We start from the raw sequence: 16473 nt of genomic DNA, 5'->3' as shown, positions 1-16473 counted from the left end.
TCGTATAACTACAAAATATCCTCATTTTCCTTTCCTCCTTGTGAAACTTCTTAAAATGTATAACAACTTTTTTATTTAGATATGAAAATTAAAGATGTGAAAACCAATAAGGTGGAAAGAGTATATTATTTATAATTAAAATCCACCTATTTGAGCAAACTAGAGTAGAGCAAGGTTCTTTCCATATTGTTTTCTCCTCAGATTTCATGAACCTTGCTCGTCAATTCTAGCCACTAATTACTCTGTGGAAGCCGAATCACCAGCAAACCTACACAGACACCTTGCAACATCCCTATCGCCTCCTTCTGGTATTCGCCTTTGGCTTAGACTTGACCTTTTGTTTCTTCAGTTGGTCAAGTTCGATCCATCCAAAAGAATCATCCAAAGTAACGACCTTCAGTGTGTATTCATATCGATGTTCGAAAAGCTTTTTCTTAATCAGAAACTCTTTCGTCTCATACCCTTTCACATCCACGATTTCGATGCTGCCGTCCAGGTTATGAATCTCGAAATCTGCTGAGTAATGAATGGCGCGAATTGTCTTGCCGTTTTTCTTATAGGAATCCAGGAGCACGAACCGAGGCTGCAACTTGAATCCTTTAATTTGTTTTGCGTGCTTTAGCCATTTCAGCTGCTCGTAGTATTTTGCTTCCGCTACGCTATCAAACTTTATGCCATCCACTAACACTTTCCGATTGCCGAACTTATTTGCCGCCATCCTTCAGCTCCAACTTCATCTGATTTTCGTCATGATTGTCTTTTAAGTTTTCTAGTTTACGAGCACATACAGGGCCGATGCCGCGGGCTATACTTTTCTGGCTTTTTAGTTGTCGATTACATACTGGGCAGATCATTGATTTACCTCCTAAAAGAATCCGTTTTCCAGAGTTTCAGTATTCACATTCCTGAATTCAGCTGCAGCAAGTTCCTGACGAAGCTCGTAGTACCCAAGATCATGGATGCTTGTTCCATTTCGATCGTGTGTAATGCCTTTGACAAGCAGTTGGGCGATATAATCCTGCCGCAATGAATCCTGGCTACGTTTCACTTTGTCAAAAAGGATTCCCATGGTTATGCTCCCTTCTTTTCGAACTGCAATTCGGCTGCATCCAGCCTGTTCTGAAAAGCGTCCATTTTAGCCTGCCACTGTTCTTCTGGCATAGGGCCACATTCTGGACAATTCGTCACTAATGCCACTCCTGGAGATTCGATATGTACCACATGGGTACCGTTGCATAATTCACACATTCGGTGCACCTGCCAATCGATGGTTTAATAGTTTCCTGTCCCCTTTAATCAAGACTGTATAGTCCTTGCACATCTGATAGATTCTTGTTCCAAGAGCTTCATCCACATCTGCCAGTTCGTCCACTGTAAGTTCAGAGGATATGAGTAATGGTTTGTGGTTCAGGTACCGATAGTTGATGACTGCGTATGTCTGCTCAACCTGCCATTCAGTCGCCCTTGGCTTTCCCTTGACCGGCTTGAAAAGGTCATCGATGAACAAAACATCAACTTGCTTCATTCGTTCAAGCTTTTCCTCCAGCTTGTCAAAATCGTCCTTCAAGTCATTGAACCCTTCAACATACGGAAAATATAAAACTGGTACGTTCATGCGTTTCATCAGGTTGTTCGCGATTGCTGTCAGCAAGTGAGTCTTCCCTGCCCCAGGCTGTCCAAGTAAGGCAATACTGTTGGACCTGCTGCCTTTTATGTTTTCGAAGTCCTTCAGGTAGGTCAAGGCACATTCCCGAATCTCGCTAATGATGTCAGGCTTACCATCGGTGATAAAGTTCTTAAACCCTAGGTTCTTGAACTCATCTGTGATTTCACTGGCCTTCATCAGCTTTTGAGCTCTTCTCCATTCAACACAGCTGCATCTGACCCAGAGCTCCTGTCCGTTGCGTTGCTCAATATATCCCATTTGATCCCGGCACTTCGGGCACTGATAGTTTTTTTCTTCCGAGCCAGCCGACTTGTCCACCTGTGATTGACTCAGATTTAATTGGCTCTTTTTTCTGAGTTCTTCCAGGACTTCGTTTATGCTCTTTGCCATCCTCAGGTATCCTCCTCTTGGCAAGTTTTTGAGATTCCAATTTATTGTAATGCTTGTCCAAAATGTATCCCACACAGTAAGACAAGCTGTTTATTCGGTCTCTTGGGTGTTTGGGTTTATATGTGTCAAAACGGTCTGTAAGGTAAACTAGGGCGTCCTGCAAAGGCACTCCGCTAGACAGGATCTCCTGTGCTGCTATTTCATCGGACGGTGAACATGCAAACCCTGATGCTCTCAGTTGGATAAAACGGTCTATAAGGACTTTCTCTGCCTCGGCTGAGGTGTGTGATATTTCTTCAGACGGCACTGAATCACCACATAATGGGTCGGTCGTAGGCACCCCGTCACTTTCCTCAGTCATGTGCGTATTAGCAGAAGCAGTAAACTCATTCTTAAGACATTCTTTATCATTCTTGTTTATATCCACGAGGTGTTCCCTACCTGTTACCTCACTGTTACCCTCTTGGTTGTTTTGTTGGTATAAATCCCAATTTAACAAGGTTATTAGTGTGTACTGCCTGTTACCTTTCCCTCTATCAATCCTTATCATGGACTGTTTCTCCATCCATTTGAGAACAGTGTCCATAGTTTTAGGGTTAGGTTCTTTCCATTTCACCCCCTCGTACCACCCAATTCTTTTGGCTATCTCACGAACAGAGGTTAGATGCTGGCCCGCCTTTATGGTCAGGAAGGATCCATCCCTCAATGGAATCGTATTGTCTTGGTGATTCACGATGTATTTGAGATATTGCCAGGTTCGATGATAAAGAGGGGGCATCATCCAAATCGCGCTGTCTAATTCTTTCCTGTGGTCCTTGATGTACCCCTGCAAGGGAACACCTCCCTTATTTCCTCTCACAAACTGCAAATCTATCTTTTACCTTTTTCACCGTATAATCCGGATACCTGCGCATATACTGTAGTACAAGTTTTTTCAGGTGTTCCTTATCCTTTGCCTCCTCCCAGATCCAAGCTGGAAGGAGGACGTTTGTATGGTTACTGCTAATCATTCAAAATCAATTTCCATTGAATCATGTGCTGACATTTTCTCTTTTTTGTTATTTTGCTTATCTGGCTTCTTATCGATGATTTCTCCTTCGACTGTTTCTCCTTGTCCTTCTTCATCAGGAGAGATATCGATGATATCTGGGCTAGGAGTTACCGATTCCGACTCATCTACATCGTTTGTGATGTCCTTAAGTTCTCTCTCCGTGTTCTCGTCCTCTGTAACGGCCTTCTGCATCTCGACTGAAAGAATTCCCCATTTGCTTAACATGTTCCTTAGGACAGTCTTTTTAGCCATTGCATCCCAGTCTTTTTTCCATCCAAAGTCGGATTTGCTGAACTTGTTTTTGTGTTTTGTGATTTCATCTCTGGTCCAGTAGACACTCTTCTCAAACCCGTTGATCAGTTTGAAATAACCACAATAGCCAATGACCTTATCACTTGTTGCAGCATCGAGATCCAGTTCGATTTCCTCAGTTAGACGATTCCATCTCACCAGCTCGCCTTCTCGAACTTCAATCACATTGATTGATTTGTATTGCCCTGTTCGTAAGGCCAATTGAATATATCCCTTGTATCCTAGTTGAAACTGAGCTTTTCCACTGTAAGGAACTATCCAGGCATAACCGAGGTTCTTATCAACTGGTAGGTCAAGTGAAGCAGCCACCATTGCACTTGAAATAATGGACATCGGCTCTGCTTTTTGTAACGTTGCATCACCGTTGTAAAGATTAAGAATGGATGCCATGAATTGTGGTGCTTTCTTTGCTAGGACTTGTTCAAACTTCTTCTGCATGGTCGGTGTGTTTAAGAGATTCTTAAGGCCAAGAGATTGAGCAGAAACCTGCTTCGCCTCTGTGCCCTGTTTATTTGCCAATTGATTTTTCAATGCTGAGTTTGTTGCCATTATTTGCCCGCCTCCAATTCTTCTTCCAGTTCCTTCACCCTGTCCTGCAGCTCGTCGACTTCATCATGTAAATCCTTAGCTGCCTCATCCACTTCCTCCGCAAGATCTTCCAGAGCTGAGAACATGTTTGGGGAAAGATCACTCTCGTTATCATCCAAAAATTGCTCGATCAATGAACCGATAGCCGTTTTTCTTGAAATAGCAGGCATATTATTTAATCTCCTTTACGCTGAATTTACGGAAGCTAGTTTCTTTAATGACTTCCTTATAAATATCTGGGAACTTTTCCTTGAGAGCCTTTGAGTCAACCCTTTGCTGAGTTTGGCTTTTCCAGGAAACCATATAGGTATCAGTCAAACCTGTTTCAGCGTCTTTCAATTCAGCCTTGAGTTTGTTTTCTATTTCGGTCTTTGCTGTCTTGATGAGCTTTTCGTCCCCTTTGACCTTTTCATATTGGACAATCAGGTCCTTATATTCACCCGGCAATACGATTTCCTTGTTCGCTTCAGCCTTCGCGTACTTTTCATTCAGGTATTTCTCCGCCGCGCTGGATCCATCCAGCTCAGGTGGGTTGAATTGCTGAACATGATATTCCCAGAAGTGCTTTTCTGCGTTGAAAATCATTTCGATGAGCTCCTCATCACGCTCGACTTCCTTCCAGATGAACTTGTTGCCACCAATCAGAACCGCCATGTATCCTTTTTCCTTGCCGGTGACACCTAGATAGTGTTGCAACTGCACCAGGTAGGTTGCAGGCACTTCATCTGCTTCCCACTCTTTAGCAAGGTATGCTGATGCTGTTTTGCATTCCAAGACCGCTGATTCACCGACAACCAAACGGTCTATGTTCGCCTTGATAAAAGGATGGTCCGGATGGCTATACATGAAGTTAGTTCGCCTAACCTTCTTACCTGTTCTTTTTTCAAACTCTTTGGCTACGACCTTCTCCATTTCGTTTCCCCAGTAGACCGCTTCATTATCGACTTCAATTGGTTCTACCTGGCCTGTTTTCTCAAGCCACAATTCAAATGCTGTGCGATATTTATTCAGTCCAAGAATGGTTCCAGCATCACTTCCACCGATTCCTTTTGTCCGCTCCTGTAGCCATTCATATCGACTCATTTCATGAGTAGGAATGGCATTCTGATTCATTGCCATGTGTGCGCCCTCCTTTACCGTCAAAGCAATATGTGCTAAAATGACGGTAATTAAATGTATTTTTTGTCGCTGACCTCCTGCTGCGAACAGGGGGTTTTTATTTTGCTGTTGTGAACTCCAACCCATAGACATCTGACAGATAATCCTCAAGGTTGTTCTTCAAAATCATTTCTTCTCCGTCAATCACGATTTCATCGCCTTCTAGGATTTCATCGCCGAAGTAATCGGTGCCGCTATGTGCCGGCTGATCCGCCAGGTTCGGATATCCTGTCCCTTCCACTTGCTCAATGACCGGATGATCTCGCATAATTGAACCTCCCTTCTATATGTATTGGTGCCTCATTCACACCGTCCCGGGTCGGGGAAAGGGGTTCGTGTAAAGGGGGATAAACCCCGGCCCAGGACGGCAAGAACCAAGCTTGCCGCATCAAAATATTGATGATAAAATAAATTCAAACCCTAAGTTTCCATAGGAGCAGTGAGTCGTACGGTCCCCACCAGTACTCACTGCTTTTTCATTTTGTTTCTTAGCAAAAGGTACTTCTCCATTTTTGAAAGCTTCATCCAATCCCCTGCTTTAGTTCTCATGTATTCTCACCACCAGGCCTCTTAATGAATTTCTTCCAAGCAAAAAATTCAGTTTGCTAATTTGCAGATCAACTTCTTCTTTCTTCTTATGAAGCTTCTCCAGTTCATTCAATGAGCTAAGAAGATTGGCAGCTGCAAGTTTTGCTTCTTTTAAGTCACCATTGATGAGGCTTTCTTCCGCTCTCGTGATGTTGGTCCAAGATGCCCTGTATTCAGTTATTGCTGCTCTAGCATCGTTGGGTAAAAACTGATCTCTGTTCATTTCTTGATGAACCTCCTCTGTATTAACTTCACTTTGTGCTGGGTCCAAACTTTGACCCAGGATATTCCGTACTCTTTACATACAACCGCAACATAATGGTTCAGCGCTGTGATTGCATCAATGCTCTCCATTAAAGATTTTTCAATTTCTTCAATATCTAAGCGTTCGATGCATCTGGGATTCACTGTGAGCTTTTCCGAAGCCTTTCTAATGGATAGAATTGCTTCTTCAAGCTCTTCCTTCGTCTTCATGGTGACAGTCATTCTATGTAGGTCGGCAGCGTCTCCATCCAGCTTCATGGGACCCCAGCCGATGTACTCCGCAGCTGCTTCCATCGCAACGAATGGATTGTTATGTTTTTCGGTGTAGTACTTGGTCAACTCCGGCTGTATCTGGTAACGGCCGTTCTCCTGTTGGGAAATCGATTCCCGGGAGCCGTAATATTCATCGAAGGTCATTTCTAGTTGTGTGATTCCGGCTTCTTTCCGGGCCGTCCTGGCAGCCGATGTGGCTCTACCATTCGGCATGTTCATACACCCTCTTTCTACCAATGGGATTGGTTCAATCTAGTAAACTTAAGTTATGAAATAGCTTCTATGCTTTTTTGTTCCTGATCACGCATCCAGGCATTAATGGTTTCTTTGGAAAAGATGATCCTCCGCCTTACCCGAACATGTGGGATCTGTTTTTCTCGCACCATGTTGTATATGGTGTCAAGATGAACGCCAATGTACTGCGCTACTTCCTGGGCTGTTAAAGTATGTCTTTCCATCGGGATTCCTCCTTATGAAATTTTTATGACTTGCTGCTGGCATAGTTCGCTCAGTTCAAACTGTACTTCCTTGATGACTTCTGGAACCTCTGCGTAGCTGACGTTGTTCTCTGCTAGAACTGAAATGATTTGATTTACGATTTGTTCTTTTTGCTTTGGACTCATATTGACCTCCTTGGTTCAGTGTTATCCAGAATATCAACGGCTTCCAAAAGTTGTTGAATCACTTCTTCATTTGAATATCCGTCGTTGATCATCATGGCTGATTGCAGAATTTTGAGTTTGAGTTCAGCCCAGAGAACTTCATGATCGAGGTTCATAGGGTTGCCTCCTTATTTAGTTTGCCATTTTGGTAACTTTATCTTCAAAAAAAAGATCCTCTATAGGTACATTGAATATTGTTGCTACCATCGCAAGCGCTTCGGCTGAAAATTTATTTCTTCCGGTTTCTAAATAGTAATATCCATTTTGGCTTTCATAACCGAGCTTTTCGGCCATTTGGTTAAACGATAGACCTTTGGCTTTTCTTAGGCGTTTGATTTTTTCTAGATTTACTTTCTTAATTGTCATTACTTGTTGTTCACCTCCCGTAATTACCGTTTTGGCAACTCTTAATTCATATACTAAATTACCTTTATGGTAATGTCAATAAATAAATTACCTTTTTGGCAATAATTATTTTGTTACCGATTTGGTAATGTTAAAATCAGGTTAATTGATACAAAGGGAGAATTTATATGAGTACGTTGGGAACTAGGATTAAGGGGTTGAGAGAACGAAGAGACTTACCTCAAAAAGAATTAGCGAAAAAAATAGGCGTTTCTAATGTTCAACTGTCTCGCTATGAATCTGATGAAAGGCGACCAGATTATGAGACACTAAAAAAAATATCTGCTTACTTCGAAGTTAGTATCGACTATTTACTAACCGGCGAAGATCAACAAGGATCAAGCGATGAAATGTGGAAAGAAATGTTGGACCCAAAAACCCAAATATTCTTCAAAGATTTGATGGATGCACCAGAAGAGAAGATTGCTGAGTTAATTCGGTTCTGGGAGTTTATTAAGGAAAGAGATAAAGAATAGCACGCATTGCGTGTTTTTCTTTCAGTCACTACTGGGCATTTCGCCCATCAATACAATATATTCACATATACATAGGAGGTTTTTTTTATGGAAGCTATGGGGATAAATGGCCAGTTAGAACTGACAGGTAACAAAATTGTAATCAAAAGAAAAGGTATGATGGCAAAAATGACCCAAGGATTAAAAGGAGATAAAGAAATACTGGTAAAGCAGATTTCTTCGATTCAAATCAAAAAAGCAGGTGCTTTGACCAACGGTTATATTCAATTCTCTTTTTCTGGTGGCAAGGAAAATAAAGGTGGCCTTATGGATGCTACAAAAGATGAAAATACAATTATGTTCAATAAGAAGCAGATGGCTGATTTCGAGAAGATTAAACAAGCAATTGAAGAAAAAATAGATCAATTAAGTAATCCTTCTGTAGTAAATGTAAATCAGCTAGACGCAGCTGACCAAATTAAAAAGTTAGCTGACTTACGTGATAGTGGAATTTTAACTGAAGATGAATTCAACGCTAAAAAGAAACAATTGCTAGGAATTTAATAGTTTTTTATTTTGGGAGGATAAATCATGAAAAAGCTTTTTAAAATGGGATGTTTTGGATTTATTGGTCTTATTGCATTAGCTGTTATTATAAGTGTCGTTTCTGGTGGAGATGAGCAAACCTCAACTGAACCAAAAAAGGAAAATGATAGTGCTGCGACATCTTCAAAACCTGAAGAATCTAAAGAGGAAGCAAAAAAAGAAGATACGAAGAAAGAAGAAACAAAGCAAGAAGATAATGTTCCTAGTGAACATAAGTCTGCCTTGAAAAAAGCAGAAGCATACGCAAAAACTATGAGCATGTCAAAAAGTGCTATTTCTGAACAATTAACTTCAGAACATGGTGAGAAATTTTCAGCAGAAGCAGCTGAGTATGCAATGAGCAAACTGAAATATGATTGGAAAGCGAACGCATTGAAGAAAGCTGAATCCTATTCAGAGGACATGCAAATGTCAAAACAGGGAATCTACGATCAACTTATCTCTGAAGCCGGCGAAAAATTCACCCCAGATGAAGCACAATACGCGATTGACAATATGAAAGCTGATTTTAAGAAAAATGCCTTGGCAAAAGCAAAAAGTTATCAGGAAACAATGAGTATGTCTCCTGAAGCGATAAGAGATCAGCTGACTTCTGAAGCTGGAGAAAAATTTACTCAAGAAGAAGCTGATTATGCTATCGAGAATTTAAATTAATAAAAACGAAAGCCAAATCCCTCCTTAGGGTTTTTCTTCTCATCATCAAAGCTTGAGAAATAAAAGAAAGTCATGGATAAAACAATCAATTAAACTATACAAGTCAGGGAGGAAGCCATGTGGAAAATTTCATTGAACAAGTTAAAACATTATCGGTAAGAGCAAACAAAATTAAGAATTCAATTGAAACCGAAGAGGCAACAAAAACTTCATTAGTAATGCCATTCTTTCAAGTGCTAGGTTATGACATTTTCAATCCAGAAGAGTTTACACCAGAGTTTATCGCAGATGTTGGGATTAAAAAGGGTGAAAAAGTAGATTACGCGATAATGGCAGATGGAAAACCAGTTATTTTAATTGAAGCAAAATCGGTTAGCGAGAAATTACAACGTCACGATTCACAGTTGTTTAGATACTTTGGAACGACTACTGCAAAATTTGCAATATTGACTAACGGTCTCACATATAGGTTCTATACTGATTTAGAAGAACAAAATAAAATGGATGCCTCTCCGTTCTTCGAGTTTAATATATTGGATCTCAAAGAGAGTAATTTAATTGAACTAGCGAAATTTAAAAAGGATAGTTTTGATTTAGAAAGCATCTTTACAACTGCTTCTGAATTAAAGTATTTAAATAAACTTAAAACGTTTCTTAATGAGCAGCGTGAAAATCCTTCAGAAGATTACGTTAGATTTTTGATTTCCCAAATTTATGACGGAATTAAAACTAAGAACACCATAGAAAAATTCGAACCTCTTATCAAAAAAGGGTATAAGCAATTTATCAATGAGCTTGTAAACGATAAGTTGAACGCTGCATTGAAAAACACCAATAATGATGAAGAAGTACCACCACAAAACCCAGCTACTGTAGAAGCAATTGAAGCTATAGAACCAAAAACTGAACCGAAGATCATAACTACTGAAGAAGAGATAGAAGGGTTTGTCACCGTTAGGTTTTTAGTGCAAGAAACACTTCCGGTTGATCGTGTAAGTTATAGAGATAATTTGAGTTATTTTAATATTATCGTAGACAATAGTATTCGCAAATGGATCTGCAGATTGGGGCTAAACAATACAAATAAATATATTCAATTTAACGATGACTCCCGTTCATCAGTTAATATTGAAAAGGTCTCAGATATTGTTTTCCATAAAGAAAAGATTATTGAGGTAGCGAAAAAGTTCTTATAAAAACCACTTTAGGCCCATGCCGGGCTTTTCTTTTCAACATAAACACGAACATATATTCCCTTTTTGGAGGAACTTATGAAATACCAAACAACTTTGCTCGAAGACTGGATTGAAATTTTTTATTCAAGAATTGGCATCCATCACCCTCGGCAATTGGATTTACACACAATCGCAAACCGACTAGGCTATTCAGTGATTTATAGGGATATTTCTAGCCGTTTCTATAATGATTCACTCATCATTGACGAACGATTGTCACCTCAAGAACAGTGGCAAGAATTTGCTCATGAAGTATGTCATTTAGAACGGCACGCAGGCAACCAACTGGTCATGCCTCAGCCATTTATGGAACTACAGGAATACCAGGCAAACCTATTTGCCTATCATTTTTGTGTCCCTAGTTTTATGCTTTTGAAGCTCCCAATCCCTGATTCTAATAAACAAGCAACCTACTTTCTGGCTAATACTTTTAACGTAACCTTAGATTTCGCCGAATATCGACTGGAATTATTCAGGAATCGAATTAACAGCGTAACCATGGTCGCAGAAAGGGCTAAATCATGGATAACAAACCAATCTTAATTAAATTGAACACTGCAATTGAAGGTGGAACGGACAAAAATGGAAATGTAAAAATACCTATCTTTGAAAGCATCACAGAGATCGACGGTGAACTTTACGGCATGCTAGTCGGATATAAAGATTCAGAAGTGGACGAAGTTAAAGAAATCATTAACTAAGGAGGTTTTTAGCATGGCGAACATTAGAAAAAGGGGAGAAAACTCTTTTATACTTACAGTTGAAACAGGGTACGACTCTAAAGGTAGAAGAAAGCGCCGGTATAAGACGATAAAAGTTGAAGACAAGTCGCTCTTGAAAACTACTAAAAAACTCCGAGATTATTTGGATGTTGAGTTTCATAAATTCAAAACGGAGGTTCAGGCTGGTGAATATATTGCACCAGAGAAATTAACACTCGAGACTTTCGTTGTCGACTGGGAAGAGAAATATGCCTCCAGGGAATTAGCCGAAACAACATTGGCCAATTACCTTTCTCATATCAGAAACCACATCCTTCCTGCAATTGGACATATGCGACTTGATCAAGTGAAGCCCCTACATATTATCAATATGCTAAATGATATGAAAAGGAAGGATGCTGATGATAAACCATTGTCTGAACGGACAAAGCAGGATACGTATTTAACCATCCGAAATATATTTGAACGTGCAGTAGAATGGCAAATAATTAAGGACAACCCCGTGAAGAATGTCAAAAAGCCTAGGATTACAGAAGAAAAGGATCTCATTGTTTATGACGAAGATGAGATCGAATCCCTTTTTATCTCTGTTGAAAATGAACCTTTTCATTGGAGAATGTTCTTAACCCTTATCCTTGCAGCTGGGCTGAGACGGAGTGAATGCTTAGGCTTAGAGTGGTCTAAATTGGATTTGGACAAAGGAACGGTCGACATCACCCAGGTTATCACTAAGGGGAGAAATGGGGCTGTCATTAAAGGGCCAAAGTCAAAAAAGTCGAAAAGGTTACTGTCATTGCCTGAGTCGGTTGTCGAAGAATTAAAGTTCTTTCAGCTTCAGTGGAAAAAAGAGAAGATGAGGATGCGAGACAAATGGATCGAGAAAGACCGACAGTGGGTGTTTTGTAATGAGGACGGTACCCACTTCCATCCAGACACACCTACTACCTGGTGGACCCGTTTTACAAAGAGAGCCGATGTCAGGTATATAAAGCTACACGATCTACGGCACACTTCTGCCACCCTGCTGATTAATCAGGGTGTCCACGCTAAGATTATTTCAGAACGATTGGGCCACTCAGATATCAGGGTCACAATGAACACATATGGTCATGTTCTTAGAAAAGCAGACCAGGAAGCAGCGAATAAATTGAACGGACTTTTCTCAAAGAAACAGTCCGCATCGAATTCTTAATCTGTCGCCGAGTTGTCGCCGAACACGGGCGACAACCTTCCTAAACGTTCAGGTTTAAACTGGTAGCCAACCTGAAAAACCCTATCTACAAAGGGATACAGATGAGAACGTCCGTTCCATTCAGGTGATATCGTGTGCACTGGCAGCGTTGAGGTCAGGGGTTCGAGCCCCCTATTCTCCACTTACTAAAAAGGCTGCAAAACCAATTGGTTTTGCAGCTTTTTTACTATTAAATACCTTTTTGATAATAAACTAACGTTTCATATGCCCTCAATTTACCGTGTTCTATTTCTTTATAATTCTGTACAATCAATTCTGCTTGAGCAATTTCAGTTAATAATGCTTCTTCGTCAATTACAATTTCTTCATTACTAAAGTTACATAACACAACAACCTTTTCATTCTCACTTCTTCGCTCATATGCAAAAATCTTTGGATGATCCTCAAATAATAGATTGAAGTCACCGGTTGTGATGACATCTAATTTCTTTCTAAGAGAGATTAAATGTTTGTAGTGATAAAAAATAGATTCTTTATCTTCTAAAGCTGCTTCTACATTAATTTCTTTATAGCGTGGATTTACTTCGATCCATGGAGTTCCTTCCGTGAACCCGCTATGAACTTGTTCGCTCCACTGCATAGGAGTCCGGGCGTTGTCCCTGCCTTTTACATAAATCGAGTTCATGATATCTTCTGTTGGAACTCCAAGAGAACGTTTTTCTCTGAACATATTTAATGTCTCGACGTCTTGATATTGTTCGATCGATTCAAACTTAACATTTGTCATTCCGATCTCTTCACCCTGATAAATATAAGGTGTCCCCTGCATCATGTGAAGGCAAGTCGCAAGCATTTTGGCAGATTCCACTCGGTACTCCTGGTCATCACCAAACCGGGAAACAATCCTTGGCTGGTCATGGTTATTCCAATACAAGCTATTCCAACCTGTGCCATGCAATTCAGTCTGCCACTTTGTCAGATTCTCCTTTAAATCAACTAGGTTCAAAGGTTTGAGATCCCATTTTTCAGTAAGACCACTATCTAAGCCCATGTGTTCAAAGGTAAAAATCATGTTAATTTCCTTATTCTCAGGATTTGTGTACATCACCGCATCTGAAGTACTCGCTCCCGGCATCTCCCCAACAGTCAAAATATCGTAGTGAGATAGAACTTTTTCATTCATCTCTCTCAAGTATTCATGAATCTTTGGTCCGTTTACGAAGTATGGACCTCCATCCCCATATATAGCACCTTCTTTAACCTCCCCATCCGGAAGACCAGGGACCTTAGAAATAAAGTTAATGACATCCATACGAAAACCGTCTATGCCTTTATCAAGCCAAAATTTCATCATGGTGTGAATTTCATTCCTTAGAGCTGGATTTTCCCAGTTCAAATCAGGCTGTTTTTTTGAAAAAAGATGCAGATAATATTCATTTGTATTTTCTTCATAATCCCAGGCCGGCCCACTAAAAATCGATCCCCAATTGTTCGGCTCTTTTCCGTTTTTTCCTGGCTTCCAAACATAATAGTCTCGATACGGATTATCCAGACCTTTCTTTGATTCTACAAACCAGGAGTGTTCGTCAGAAGTATGATTCACTACTAAATCCATGATGATTTTCAACCCTCGCTGATGAGCAGCATCAAGAAGATGATCCAAATCCTCCATCGTTCCAAATTCCTTCATTATTTGGTAGTAATCCCTTATGTCATAACCGTTATCGTCATTTGGAGAGTCATAGATAGGACTTAGCCAGATTACATCCACGCCAAGCTCCTTTAAGTAATCCAACTTTTGTATAATCCCCTGCAGATCCCCAATACCATCCCCATTGGAATCATAAAAACTTCTAGGATAGATTTGATATACAATACTTTTTTTCCACCATTGTTGGTCATTCTTTACCTTTTCCACTACAGTATCTCGATTTTCCATTTCTCCGGCTCCCTTACTTCAGATAAATTCTCAACCCTAACGTCTCCCTCGTAGCCATAAACCTTCATCCCTTTTACTTTACTTTTCCATTGCTTTTCTCCGCTTATTTTTACTTTAACTTTTAGATAACCCTCATTCATTTCAGTATGGAAATTTGTGATGGAATAATGACCATCTTTATAACCAAGGGAACTTCCATCATCTTCATACAAACTGAACTTCCCTTTATCACCAGCATAAACTTCAATCTCAAGGATTTGATTTTCAGTTGTATTTTGAACCTCTGATCCAATAGGAAGAACGGTTCCTTCTTTTATATAGATTGGGAGCTTATCTAACGCTGCTTCAATTAATACATACTTTCCACCTTGATAGGATTCTTTAGTCCAGTAATCATACCAAACTCCTTCAGGAAGATAGATAGACCGATGGGTAGTACCTGGCCGTAAAATAGGCGCGATCATGACATTGCTTCCCAATAGGAACTGATCGCTGATATTAAATGTATTTTCATCCTCTGGATATTCCATCACAAGAGGACGAACGATTGGAACTCCCGTTTGAGATGACTCATGAAAAAGGGAATATAGATAAGGGAGCCACTTATATCTCAGCTTGATGTATTTTTTTACTATTTCAGTTGTGTCTTCACCAAAAACCCATGGCTCCTGTCGGATACTGTCCTGTACACTATGATTTCTAAAATAAGGCATGAAAGCCCCGACCTGTGTCCACCTGATCAACAATTCGGGTGTACAGTCAGAAGAGAAACCGCCAACATCCGCTCCTGTAAAAGCAACCCCTGATATGCCAAGATTCATGATCATTGGCAGTGACATTTCAAGATGCTCCCAGTGGCTTCGGTTATCTCCCGTCCAGACGGTCGCATATCTTTGGATACCCGCATAACCAGCACGGGTCAAAACGAAAGGACGTTTTTCGGGGAGTAGCTCCGAAAGTCCTTCGGCAGTCGCTTTGCTCATATAGAGTCCGTAGGTGTTGTGCATCTCCAAATGCGGTTTCAGTTCTCCATCCACATCATGCATCACATCGAGATCCATGGTCTTGCTTTCATTGAAGACAGACGGTTCGTTCATATCATTCCAAATTCCTTCAATGCCGAGATTGGTATAGAATTTGTGCAAACTTCCCCACCAATTCCTTGCCTCAGAATTCATGAAGTCAGGAAATGCACTCGTTCCAGGCCAGACATCCCCATAATAAATCTGTCCATCAAGATACTTACAAAATAAGCCCTTGTTTACCCCTTCTGCGTACACAGGATACTGAACATCCTTTTTAACTCCTGGATCTACAATTGGCACAACCTTGATCCCGTTATTTAATAAAGTAGAGATCAGATTATCAGGTTTCGGAAAATGATCCTTATCAAAAGTAAATACTCGATAATCCCTCATATAATGGATGTCGAAAAATATACAATCCAATGGGATACCTTCATTTTTGAAACGATTAGCGACCTCCAGGACCTCTTCTTCTGATCGATAGCTATAGCGGGACTGATGATATCCAATCGCCCATTTGGGAGGCAGACTCATCTTTCCAGTCAGTTCGGTGTAAAGGGTGGTGATTTCCTTTAAATCTCCACCAGCAAAAAGGTAGATGTCGAGTTGGCCACCATTGGCACTCATCCTGAATTTATTTGAGTAAGTCTGGGTATCAAATTCGGTTTTAAATGTATTATCAAAGAAAAGTCCATAAGATCTCTGCTTGTTATGTACAGCAAAATATGGGATGGATTGATACAGCTCGACAGTGTCCTTATTGTGCGGTGCATAAACGTCCGTATTCCACATCGACAGTTTCGAACCTCTCTTATTGAGGAATCCAGTCTTTTCCCCAAATCCATAAAAGACATCATCAGTCTCCATCAGTGCATCAAAAAAAACTTCACCACTGTTTTTATAAAAAGCTGACGGACTCCCCGATCGGAAGATTGTTCCTTGGTCATTCGATATCTTTATTGTGAAAGGTTCTTTGGTCACCTCAACTTTTACCGAATCACAGGTGATCATTAATAGGTCATTCGTTTCCTGAAACATTGCCTCATGAGGAACTTGCTTAAGTGACACAGCAATACTCGATGCCGAGTGTACTGTTCCAAATGGATTTATTATAATCCTAGGAATCTTTTTTTCTGCAAAATAAATCAAAAACTCACCATAGTCATTGGTCCCTGTTAGCATATAATCTTTCCACGTGAAAAATTTCACTGACCCAACATGTAATTTAGGTTCGCCTTCGATCTTTTCCTGGGTTGGAAGGATAGCAAAACTAGTTGTATCTAACACA

At 40.3% G+C, this 16473-nt stretch carries 25 protein-coding genes; 7 read left to right on the top strand and 18 right to left on the bottom strand.

What is annotated here, in order from left to right:
• Positions 1-292: 292 nt before the first annotated feature.
• The 16 genes from J7E38_RS13540 to J7E38_RS13470 form a co-directional block, all read right to left on the bottom strand.
• Entirely contained in the window at positions 293-718 is a 426-nt protein-coding gene (locus J7E38_RS13540) for a DUF1064 domain-containing protein (protein WP_214705367.1), read from the bottom strand.
• Positions 705-854, bottom strand: coding sequence for a DUF6011 domain-containing protein (locus J7E38_RS13535; RefSeq protein ID WP_214705368.1), 150 nt, complete (start codon positions 852-854; stop codon positions 705-707). The genes J7E38_RS13540 and J7E38_RS13535 overlap by 14 nt, the downstream gene beginning before the upstream one ends.
• Positions 855-865: 11 nt before the next feature.
• On the bottom strand, positions 866-1069 hold the full coding sequence (locus tag J7E38_RS13530; RefSeq protein WP_214705369.1) for a hypothetical protein: 204 nt from the start codon (positions 1067-1069) through the stop codon (positions 866-868).
• 2 nt (positions 1070-1071) lie between these two features.
• Positions 1072-1248 carry a hypothetical protein gene (locus J7E38_RS13525; protein ID WP_214705370.1) on the bottom strand — a complete coding sequence of 59 codons (177 nt, stop codon included), beginning with the start codon at positions 1246-1248 and terminating at the stop codon, positions 1072-1074.
• Complete coding sequence (locus J7E38_RS13520) at positions 1241-1984, bottom strand: ATP-binding protein (protein ID WP_214705371.1); 744 nt, start codon at positions 1982-1984, stop codon at positions 1241-1243. Before J7E38_RS13520 ends, J7E38_RS13525 begins: the two co-directional genes overlap by 8 nt.
• A complete protein-coding gene (locus J7E38_RS23930) occupies positions 1911-2888 on the bottom strand; it encodes a hypothetical protein (RefSeq protein WP_214705491.1) in 978 nt (325 codons plus the stop codon). The genes J7E38_RS13520 and J7E38_RS23930 overlap by 74 nt, the downstream gene beginning before the upstream one ends.
• A gap of 174 nt (positions 2889-3062) precedes the next feature.
• Positions 3063-3968, bottom strand: coding sequence for a recombinase RecT (locus J7E38_RS13515; RefSeq protein ID WP_214705372.1), 906 nt, complete (start codon positions 3966-3968; stop codon positions 3063-3065).
• On the bottom strand, positions 3968-4177 hold the full coding sequence (locus J7E38_RS13510) for a hypothetical protein (protein WP_214705373.1): 210 nt from the start codon (positions 4175-4177) through the stop codon (positions 3968-3970). Before J7E38_RS13510 ends, J7E38_RS13515 begins: the two co-directional genes overlap by 1 nt.
• A 1-nt stretch (position 4178) precedes the next feature.
• Entirely contained in the window at positions 4179-5120 is a 942-nt protein-coding gene (locus J7E38_RS13505; protein ID WP_215038599.1) for a YqaJ viral recombinase family nuclease, read from the bottom strand.
• Positions 5121-5223: 103 nt separating this feature from the next.
• The gene (locus J7E38_RS13500) at positions 5224-5433 is read right to left on the bottom strand and encodes a YqaI family protein (protein WP_214705375.1); all 210 of its coding nucleotides are present in this window, start codon (positions 5431-5433) and stop codon (positions 5224-5226) included.
• Between the two features lie 270 nt (positions 5434-5703).
• Entirely contained in the window at positions 5704-5976 is a 273-nt protein-coding gene (locus tag J7E38_RS13495; protein WP_214705376.1) for a hypothetical protein, read from the bottom strand.
• Entirely contained in the window at positions 5973-6503 is a 531-nt protein-coding gene (locus J7E38_RS13490) for a hypothetical protein (RefSeq protein ID WP_214705377.1), read from the bottom strand. The genes J7E38_RS13495 and J7E38_RS13490 overlap by 4 nt, the downstream gene beginning before the upstream one ends.
• Positions 6504-6556: 53 nt before the next feature.
• Positions 6557-6748: a helix-turn-helix domain-containing protein gene (locus J7E38_RS13485; protein ID WP_214705378.1), complete on the bottom strand. Its 192-nt coding sequence runs from the start codon at positions 6746-6748 to the stop codon at positions 6557-6559.
• Between the two features lie 12 nt (positions 6749-6760).
• Positions 6761-6913: a hypothetical protein gene (locus J7E38_RS13480; RefSeq protein ID WP_214705379.1), complete on the bottom strand. Its 153-nt coding sequence runs from the start codon at positions 6911-6913 to the stop codon at positions 6761-6763.
• Positions 6910-7068, bottom strand: coding sequence for a hypothetical protein (locus J7E38_RS13475; RefSeq protein WP_214705380.1), 159 nt, complete (start codon positions 7066-7068; stop codon positions 6910-6912). The genes J7E38_RS13480 and J7E38_RS13475 overlap by 4 nt, the downstream gene beginning before the upstream one ends.
• A 16-nt stretch (positions 7069-7084) precedes the next feature.
• Positions 7085-7318, bottom strand: a complete 234-nt coding sequence (locus J7E38_RS13470) for a helix-turn-helix domain-containing protein (protein ID WP_214705381.1) — start codon at positions 7316-7318, stop codon at positions 7085-7087.
• 167 nt (positions 7319-7485) lie between these two features.
• On the opposite strand from J7E38_RS13470, the gene J7E38_RS13465 reads away from it, so the two are divergent.
• From J7E38_RS13465 to J7E38_RS13435, 7 genes are all read left to right on the top strand, one after another.
• On the top strand, positions 7486-7833 hold the full coding sequence (locus J7E38_RS13465; protein WP_214705382.1) for a helix-turn-helix domain-containing protein: 348 nt from the start codon (positions 7486-7488) through the stop codon (positions 7831-7833).
• An 87-nt stretch (positions 7834-7920) separates the two neighbouring features.
• On the top strand, positions 7921-8376 hold the full coding sequence (locus J7E38_RS13460) for an SHOCT domain-containing protein (RefSeq protein WP_214705488.1): 456 nt from the start codon (positions 7921-7923) through the stop codon (positions 8374-8376).
• 27 nt (positions 8377-8403) lie between these two features.
• A complete protein-coding gene (locus J7E38_RS13455; protein ID WP_214705383.1) occupies positions 8404-9072 on the top strand; it encodes an Ltp family lipoprotein in 669 nt (222 codons plus the stop codon).
• Positions 9073-9191: 119 nt separating this feature from the next.
• Positions 9192-10268 carry a type I restriction endonuclease gene (locus tag J7E38_RS13450; protein WP_214705384.1) on the top strand — a complete coding sequence of 359 codons (1077 nt, stop codon included), beginning with the start codon at positions 9192-9194 and terminating at the stop codon, positions 10266-10268.
• 75 nt (positions 10269-10343) lie between these two features.
• Positions 10344-10850 (top strand): ImmA/IrrE family metallo-endopeptidase, encoded by a 507-nt coding sequence (locus J7E38_RS13445; protein ID WP_214705385.1) that lies wholly within the window; start codon positions 10344-10346, stop codon positions 10848-10850.
• Positions 10829-11008: a hypothetical protein gene (locus J7E38_RS13440; protein WP_214705386.1), complete on the top strand. Its 180-nt coding sequence runs from the start codon at positions 10829-10831 to the stop codon at positions 11006-11008. Before J7E38_RS13445 ends, J7E38_RS13440 begins: the two co-directional genes overlap by 22 nt.
• 13 nt (positions 11009-11021) lie before the next feature.
• Positions 11022-12221, top strand: a complete 1200-nt coding sequence (locus tag J7E38_RS13435) for a tyrosine-type recombinase/integrase (protein ID WP_214705387.1) — start codon at positions 11022-11024, stop codon at positions 12219-12221.
• Between the two features lie 229 nt (positions 12222-12450).
• On the opposite strand, the gene J7E38_RS13430 is transcribed toward J7E38_RS13435, so the two are convergent.
• Together J7E38_RS13430 and J7E38_RS13425 are read right to left on the bottom strand one after the other, a co-directional pair.
• Positions 12451-14160, bottom strand: coding sequence for a glycoside hydrolase family 13 protein (locus tag J7E38_RS13430; RefSeq protein WP_214705388.1), 1710 nt, complete (start codon positions 14158-14160; stop codon positions 12451-12453).
• Complete coding sequence (locus J7E38_RS13425; protein WP_214705389.1) at positions 14139-16472, bottom strand: glycoside hydrolase family 31 protein; 2334 nt, start codon at positions 16470-16472, stop codon at positions 14139-14141. Before J7E38_RS13425 ends, J7E38_RS13430 begins: the two co-directional genes overlap by 22 nt.
• Between the last annotated feature and the right edge of the window lies 1 nt (position 16473).

Origin of the sequence: Bacillus sp. ISL-35, assembly GCF_018613355.1 — a bacterium.
GTDB lineage: Bacteria > Bacillota > Bacilli > Bacillales > Cytobacillaceae > Mesobacillus.
The sequence above is the reverse complement of the archived record's forward strand: the minus strand, read 5'-3'. Positions and strand labels throughout refer to the sequence as shown.

Bases quoted from the DNA above. Each gene is read 5' to 3' on its own strand.
- J7E38_RS13430 (WP_214705388.1), bottom strand. From the start codon at position 14,160: ATGGAAAATCGAGATACTGTAGTGGAAAAGGTAAAGAATGACCAACAA.
- J7E38_RS13455 (WP_214705383.1), top strand. From the start codon at position 8,404: ATGAAAAAGCTTTTTAAAATGGGATGTTTTGGATTTATTGGTCTTATT.
- J7E38_RS13530 (WP_214705369.1), bottom strand. From the start codon at position 1,069: ATGGGAATCCTTTTTGACAAAGTGAAACGTAGCCAGGATTCATTGCGG.
- J7E38_RS13490 (WP_214705377.1), bottom strand. From the start codon at position 6,503: ATGCCGAATGGTAGAGCCACATCGGCTGCCAGGACGGCCCGGAAAGAA.
- J7E38_RS13465 (WP_214705382.1), top strand. From the start codon at position 7,486: ATGAGTACGTTGGGAACTAGGATTAAGGGGTTGAGAGAACGAAGAGAC.
- J7E38_RS13540 (WP_214705367.1), bottom strand. From the start codon at position 718: ATGGCGGCAAATAAGTTCGGCAATCGGAAAGTGTTAGTGGATGGCATA.
- J7E38_RS13485 (WP_214705378.1), bottom strand. From the start codon at position 6,748: ATGGAAAGACATACTTTAACAGCCCAGGAAGTAGCGCAGTACATTGGC.
- J7E38_RS13505 (WP_215038599.1), bottom strand. From the start codon at position 5,120: ATGAATCAGAATGCCATTCCTACTCATGAAATGAGTCGATATGAATGG.
- J7E38_RS13535 (WP_214705368.1), bottom strand. From the start codon at position 854: ATGATCTGCCCAGTATGTAATCGACAACTAAAAAGCCAGAAAAGTATA.
- J7E38_RS13515 (WP_214705372.1), bottom strand. From the start codon at position 3,968: ATGGCAACAAACTCAGCATTGAAAAATCAATTGGCAAATAAACAGGGC.
- J7E38_RS13480 (WP_214705379.1), bottom strand. From the start codon at position 6,913: ATGAGTCCAAAGCAAAAAGAACAAATCGTAAATCAAATCATTTCAGTT.
- J7E38_RS13435 (WP_214705387.1), top strand. From the start codon at position 11,022: ATGGCGAACATTAGAAAAAGGGGAGAAAACTCTTTTATACTTACAGTT.
- J7E38_RS13500 (WP_214705375.1), bottom strand. From the start codon at position 5,433: ATGCGAGATCATCCGGTCATTGAGCAAGTGGAAGGGACAGGATATCCG.
- J7E38_RS13495 (WP_214705376.1), bottom strand. From the start codon at position 5,976: ATGAACAGAGATCAGTTTTTACCCAACGATGCTAGAGCAGCAATAACT.
- J7E38_RS13470 (WP_214705381.1), bottom strand. From the start codon at position 7,318: ATGACAATTAAGAAAGTAAATCTAGAAAAAATCAAACGCCTAAGAAAA.
- J7E38_RS13510 (WP_214705373.1), bottom strand. From the start codon at position 4,177: ATGCCTGCTATTTCAAGAAAAACGGCTATCGGTTCATTGATCGAGCAA.
- J7E38_RS13460 (WP_214705488.1), top strand. From the start codon at position 7,921: ATGGAAGCTATGGGGATAAATGGCCAGTTAGAACTGACAGGTAACAAA.
- J7E38_RS13440 (WP_214705386.1), top strand. From the start codon at position 10,829: ATGGATAACAAACCAATCTTAATTAAATTGAACACTGCAATTGAAGGT.
- J7E38_RS13525 (WP_214705370.1), bottom strand. From the start codon at position 1,248: ATGTGTGAATTATGCAACGGTACCCATGTGGTACATATCGAATCTCCA.
- J7E38_RS13445 (WP_214705385.1), top strand. From the start codon at position 10,344: ATGAAATACCAAACAACTTTGCTCGAAGACTGGATTGAAATTTTTTAT.
- J7E38_RS13475 (WP_214705380.1), bottom strand. From the start codon at position 7,068: ATGAACCTCGATCATGAAGTTCTCTGGGCTGAACTCAAACTCAAAATT.